We start from the raw sequence: 5,562 nt of genomic DNA on the forward strand, positions 1-5,562 counted from the left end.
CCACGAGCCGATCGGCAGCGGCAGGTCCGAGCCGTTGGTCGAGCGAGCGATGTAGAACGTCACGATCCACACGAGCCCGAGCACCATCAGTCCGAGCATCACCGGCACCCACCAGCGCGGGTTCGGCTTGACCGCGGCCTTCTCCGTGGGAGGGGTGTACGTGGCCTTCTTGCGCGACTTCGACTCGGGCACCGAGATCTCCTGCTCTGCGACGAGGCCACGCCTGCACGGCCGCCTCACCGGGGATGGTCGGACGGTGTCGGGGTCGGATCGAGCGGTCGGACCGAGCTCGGACCGGCTACCGGCACCATCGCCTAGCGTAGTGGGCGACAATACCGTGCCGACGCGTGTCAGCCGCACGCACCGCAGGGCAGCACCGGGCCCGCGACCTGAGAGGACGCCGTGACCGATCGCACGCACCGCGCGTCCCGGCGCGTCCCGCGCGGCACCGCGTCCGTGACCGTCGTGCTCGCCCTGTCCGGCGCGCTCTTCGCGGCCAACGCCAAGTTCGCCGAGGCCGACGACGCCGAGCGGCACCCGCAGGACCTGCGCGAGCTCACGGTCGCCGAGGTCGAGCGCGTCGAGGTGCTCACGGGCGAGGTCGACGCGCTGCGCGGCGAGGTCGACGGCCTCACCGAGGCTGCCGCGCGCTCGGCCGGCACGCAGGTGCTCGACCCGCCGACCGGCTTCCGCGTGGAGTCCGGGGTGCTGCCCGTGACCGGCCCGGGCCTGACCGTCCGGCTCGACGACGCCCCGCAGAACCAGCCGGGGCTCGAGGGGATCAGCCCCGACGTGCTCGTCGTGCACCAGCAGGACATCCAGGCCGTGATGAACGCCCTGTGGGCGGGTGGCGCCGAGGCGATGTCCCTCATGGACCAGCGCGTGATCTCGACGAGCGCGTTCCGCTGCGTCGGCAACGTGCTGCGCCTGCAGGGCCAGGTCTACTCGCCGCCCTACGTCGTGCGCGCGATCGGCGACCCCGACAGGCTCCGCGAGGCGCTCGCCGACTCGCCGCAGGTGCGCGCCTACCGCGCCGACGCCGCTTCGGTCGGGCTCGGCTGGTCGGTGGAGTCCGAGGGCGATCTCGAGATCGACGCGTACTCCGGCTCGACCGACCTGCGGTACGCGACCGTCCCCGAGGGCACCCAGGTGCTCCCTGGCCTGGACGACGAGGCGGCGGACGCCGCCGCCGCGGCCGACGCTCGGACGGACGGCGCCACCGACGCGAACCGGCCCCCTGCCCGATGAGCACGACCCCACCCGCGCCGGCACGACGCCGGCCGTCGCGCGGCGCACGCATGGCCTACGGCGTGCTCGGGGTGGTCGGCGAGCTGCTGATCACGCTCGGCGTGCTCGTCCTGGCGTTCCTGGTCTGGCAGCTGTGGTGGACGGACGTCGAGGGCAACCGCGCGCAGGCCGAGGTGGTGCGCGAGCTCCCCCGCATGCCCGTCCCCACGCCGGCGCCGTCGGCGACCGGCCCGCAGGTCGCGCCGCCGCGGCACGACGACCCGCCCGTGATGGCCGAGGTCGAGCACGCGACCACGTTCGCGACGATCCAGGTGCCGCGCTGGGACGGCGAGCCCGAGCGGCCGATCAGCGAGGGCACCGACCGCGAGACGATCCTGGACGTGCTGGGCGTCGGTCACTACGAGGGCACCGCGATGCCGGGCGGCGTGGGGAACGTCGCCCTCGCCGGGCACCGGACCACGTACGCCAAGCCGTTCAACCGGGTCGCCGAGCTCGAGGTCGGCGACCCGATCGTCGTGCGCACCGCGACGGCCGACGGGGGGCCCGGGACGAACACCTGGTACGTGTACCGCGTGACGTCGTCGCAGGTCGTCAAGCCGTGGCAGACCGAGGTCATCGCCCCCGTGCCGGGCAAGCCCGGCGAGTCCCCCACCGAGCGGTACCTCACGCTGACCACGTGTCACCCGATGTTCTCGGCGCGCGAGCGGTTCATCGTGCACGCAAAGCTCGACTACTGGGCACCCGTCGCGGACGGCACCCCGGCCGAGCTGCTCGAGGGCGCATCATGAGGACGCTCGTCGGCCCCGGGGAAACACCTCGGCGCGACGACCGCGGGAGGCGATGATGTACGGGTGGCTCTGGCGGCACCTGCCCGGCCCGGTGGCCGTGCGCGTGGTGCTCGTCGCGGTCCTGGTGGCCGCCGTGCTCGCGGTGTGCTTCACCTGGGTGTTCCCCGCGGTCGCGCCCTTCATGCCCTTCAACGACACCACGGTGGGTGAGTGATGACCCGGATCCTCGTGATCGACAACTACGACTCGTTCGTCTACACGATCGTGGGTTACCTCAACCAGCTCGGTGCCGAGACCGTCGTCGTGCGCAACGACGCCGTCCCCCCGCTCGCCGAGCGGGCCGAGTTCGACGGCGTGCTCGTCTCGCCCGGACCGGGGACGCCCGCCGAGGCCGGCGCGAGCATGGACGTCATCCGCGACTGCGCCGCGACCGGCACCCCGATGCTCGGGGTCTGCCTGGGTCATCAGGCGCTCGGCGAGGTCTTCGGCGGGACCGTCACGCACGCGCCCGAGCTCATGCACGGCAAGACCAGCCCGGTCGAGCACGACGGCCAGGGGGTGCTCGAGGACCTGCCCTCGCCGTTCACCGCGACGCGCTACCACTCGCTCGCGGTGGTCTCCGGCACGGTGTCCGACGAGCTCGTCGTGACCGCCCGCACGGGCGACGTGATCATGGGCCTGCAGCACCGGACCCTGCCGCTGTACGGCGTGCAGTTCCACCCCGAGTCCGTGCTCACCGAGGGTGGTCACCGGCTGCTCGCCAACTGGCTGCAGGCGTGCGGCGACGACGAGGCGGTCGCCCGCTCGGCGGGCCTGCACCCTCTCGTCCGCCTCTGACACCACCCAGCCCCGGGCCACACACAGCAGCGACCCCGCACCTGCTCCGGCTCTGAACGCTCAGAGCCGGAGCAGACGCGGGGTCGTCGTGTGGGAGGGGGCTGGTCAGCCCTGGTCGTTGCCGCCCGGGTCCGGCGACTGGGTCTGGCCCGGGTCCGGCGGGTTCGGGGGCTGCTGCGGGCCGCGTGAGACGTGGATGACGATGAGCTGGTCGAGCTCCACCTCGGAACCCTTGTTCGGGTCCGTCCACAGCACGCGGTCCTTCTCCTCCTGGGAGTCCTCCTCCTGCTTCTGGACGTTCGTCAGGCCGAGCGCGGCGAGCGCCTGGACGGCCTCGGAGTAGGTCATGCCCTTGAGGTCGGGGACCGTCGCGGTCTTCGGAGCGATCGCGACCTCGATCGTCACGCGCGTGCCCTGCGACACGAGACCCGCCTGGCGGTCCTGGCTCAGCACCGTCCCCGGGTCCTTCTCGGTCGTGGTGACCTCACGGACCGACGAGACGAGCTTGAGGCTGGCGAGCGTGTCGAGCGCCTCCTCCTGGGTCTTGCCCACGAGGTCCGGCAGCTCGACGTTGCCCGTCGAGACGTACAGCGTCACCGTGGAGCCCGCGTCGACCGTCTCGCCCGCGGCGGGGTCGGTCTTGGTGACCTGCCCCTTCGGGAAGTTCGGGTTGTTGTCCTCCTGGCGGTCCCCGTTGACCTTGAGGCCCTGGCCCTCGAGCGTCTGCTCGGCCTGGGACTCGGTGCGTCCCGAGACGTCCTCGATCTCGACGGAGTCCGGACCCGAGGACAGCACGTAGTCGACCGGCGTCTCGGGGTCGACCATCGTGGCCTCGGCGGGGTTCGAGCTGATGACCTCGCCCTGCGGCGCGTCGGACGGCTCCGTGGTGCGCTTGCCGACCACCAGGTCGGCCGCGACGATCGCCGCCTTCGCGTCGTCCTCCGTGAGCCCGACGAGCTTCGGGACCGCGACCTGCTCGGGTGTCTTGTCGCCGGAGTTCGCGACGAGCAGCGCGACGATGCCCGCGACCGCGAGCACGGCGATCGCGACGAGCACCCAGATGAGCCAGGGACGCTTGTTCTCGTCCTCGTCGTCGGGCGGCGTGGTGGCGACGGTCGACAGACCCGTCGTGCCCCACGGCGTCGCGGGCGGGAAGGCCTGGGTCGCGGCCGCGGCGGGGGCCATGACCTGCGTCGCCTCGGCGGCCGGGACCGCCGCGACGACCGCGGTGCCCACGGGCGGGGCGCCCACGGCACCGCCGCGCAGCACGGCCTCGAGGTCGGACCGGAACTCGGCCGCGTTCGAGTAGCGGTGGTCGCGGTCCTTGGTGAGCGCCTTCATCGTGATGCGGTCGAGCGCCTCGGGCACGTCGGACGCGATCGAGCTCGGGACCGGCGCGGCCTCGCGCACGTGCTGGTAGGCCACCGAGACGAGCGAGTCGCCCGTGAAGGGCGGCCGGCCGGTGAGCAGCTCGAACAGCAGGCAGCCCGTGGAGTACAGGTCGGAGCGGGCGTCGACGGACTCGCCGCGTGCCTGCTCGGGCGACAGGTACTGCGCGGTGCCGATCACGGCCTGCGTCGCGGTCATGGTCGCCGCGGAGTCCGCGACGGCCCGCGCGATGCCGAAGTCCATGACCTTGACCGCGCCCGTGGGCGTGAGCATCACGTTCGCGGGCTTGATGTCGCGGTGCACGATGCCCGCGAGGTGGGAGTACTCGAGCGCCGAGAGCACGCCGATCGTGATCTCGACGGCCTCCTCGATGGGCACGGCGTGGCCGTCGCGCAGGATGTCCCGCACGGTGTGGCCCTCGACGTACTCCATGACGATGAACGGCACGTGCGCCACGACGCCCGTGGGCTCGGTGAAGACGTCCTCGCCGGTGTCGTACACCGCCACGATCGCCGGGTGGTTCAGTGCCGCGGCGGCCTGCGCCTCGCGCCGGAACCGGTTCTGGAACGACGGGTCACGTGCGAGGTCCGAGCGCAGGATCTTGATCGCGACGGTCCGGCCCAGCCGGGTGTCGTGCCCGATGTGCACCTCGGCCATGCCGCCGCGGCCGATGAGCTCACCGACCTCGTACCGACCGGCGAGGATGCGGGGTCCGCTGTCCACCACTAGGCGTCCTTCACTTCCGTCTGGGGTCCCTGGCTGTCGCGTGCAGGGCTGACGTCCGGGCCGATCATCCCACCTGAGGGGGCCGCTCCGACGGACGTCCAGGTCACGATACGGGCGAGGGGGCTCTGCTCGGGAGCACCGTCCGCCTTCATGAGCTGTCCGGCGAGCCCGGCACCGAGCAGCGCACCGATCAGCAGGATGAGCGCGAGCAGGGGCCAGCCCACCCGGCCGAACCGGCCGAGCTGCGGACCGGAACCCTGCAGGGGCAGGCGTCCCGAGCTCGTCGAGCGCGGGACGCGCGGCGGCGCGGAGTCCGGCCGCAGGTTGCGGCGCGGCGGGTAGGACGGCGGCGGCGGGACCGGGGGAGTGCCGCCGGAGCTCCTGCCCGCCGTCCCCGTGTCCGCTGACGCTGCGCCCGGCCGGGCGCCGGTGGGCGGCTCCGACGGCGAGGGCGACGACGAGGGCGGGGGTGGCGGCGGGGTGCCGGGTGGCACGCCCACGGGCGTCGGGGGCAGCGCGCGCGTCGCCGGCCGCGGCGGGGTCGTCACGACCATCGGCACGCCGCTGGGCGGGG

The 5,562-nt window shown here is 73.2% G+C and carries 6 protein-coding genes and 1 pseudogene; 4 read left to right on the forward strand and 3 right to left on the reverse strand.

Translation table 11 applies throughout. The features are described 5' to 3' along the window. Positions 1-192 (reverse strand): cell division protein CrgA (locus CWIS_RS19675; protein ID WP_048344566.1); only part of this gene is annotated, 192 nt, incomplete at its 3' end. Positions 193-402: 210 nt separating this feature from the next. Between CWIS_RS19675 and CWIS_RS17185 the strand changes: the two genes are divergently transcribed. Genes CWIS_RS17185 through CWIS_RS17200 form a run of 4 tightly spaced genes read left to right on the forward strand, consistent with a single transcriptional unit; the run spans position 403 to position 2,873 of the window. Next, complete coding sequence (locus CWIS_RS17185; protein WP_048344567.1) at positions 403-1,248, forward strand: DUF881 domain-containing protein; 846 nt, start codon at positions 403-405, stop codon at positions 1,246-1,248. Then, positions 1,245-2,036 carry a class E sortase gene (locus CWIS_RS17190; protein ID WP_048344568.1) on the forward strand — a complete coding sequence of 264 codons (792 nt, stop codon included), beginning with the start codon at positions 1,245-1,247 and terminating at the stop codon, positions 2,034-2,036. The genes CWIS_RS17185 and CWIS_RS17190 overlap by 4 nt, the downstream gene beginning before the upstream one ends. Before the next feature lie 55 nt (positions 2,037-2,091). Next, entirely contained in the window at positions 2,092-2,250 is a 159-nt protein-coding gene (locus CWIS_RS19135) for a hypothetical protein (RefSeq protein ID WP_048344582.1), read from the forward strand. Next, positions 2,250-2,873 carry an aminodeoxychorismate/anthranilate synthase component II gene (locus CWIS_RS17200; RefSeq protein ID WP_048344569.1) on the forward strand — a complete coding sequence of 208 codons (624 nt, stop codon included), beginning with the start codon at positions 2,250-2,252 and terminating at the stop codon, positions 2,871-2,873. Before CWIS_RS19135 ends, CWIS_RS17200 begins: the two co-directional genes overlap by 1 nt. Before the next feature lie 105 nt (positions 2,874-2,978). On the opposite strand, the gene pknB is transcribed toward CWIS_RS17200, so the two are convergent. Next, positions 2,979-4,988: a Stk1 family PASTA domain-containing Ser/Thr kinase gene (gene pknB / locus CWIS_RS17205; protein WP_048344570.1), complete on the reverse strand. Its 2,010-nt coding sequence runs from the start codon at positions 4,986-4,988 to the stop codon at positions 2,979-2,981. Next, positions 4,988-5,562 (reverse strand): annotated as a pseudogene (locus tag CWIS_RS19680) (hypothetical protein); the annotation flags it as partial. The pseudogene CWIS_RS19680 and the gene pknB, both read right to left, overlap by 1 nt.

Source organism: Cellulomonas sp. A375-1, from assembly GCF_001040865.1.
Lineage (GTDB): Bacteria > Actinomycetota > Actinomycetes > Actinomycetales > Cellulomonadaceae > Cellulomonas > Cellulomonas gelida.

Excerpts from the sequence above, each read along its gene's own strand:
- CWIS_RS17190 (WP_048344568.1), top strand. The coding sequence starts at position 1,245 with ATGAGCACGACCCCACCCGCGCCGGCACGACGCCGGCCGTCGCGCGGC.
- CWIS_RS19135 (WP_048344582.1), top strand. The coding sequence starts at position 2,092 with ATGTACGGGTGGCTCTGGCGGCACCTGCCCGGCCCGGTGGCCGTGCGC.
- CWIS_RS17200 (WP_048344569.1), top strand. The coding sequence starts at position 2,250 with ATGACCCGGATCCTCGTGATCGACAACTACGACTCGTTCGTCTACACG.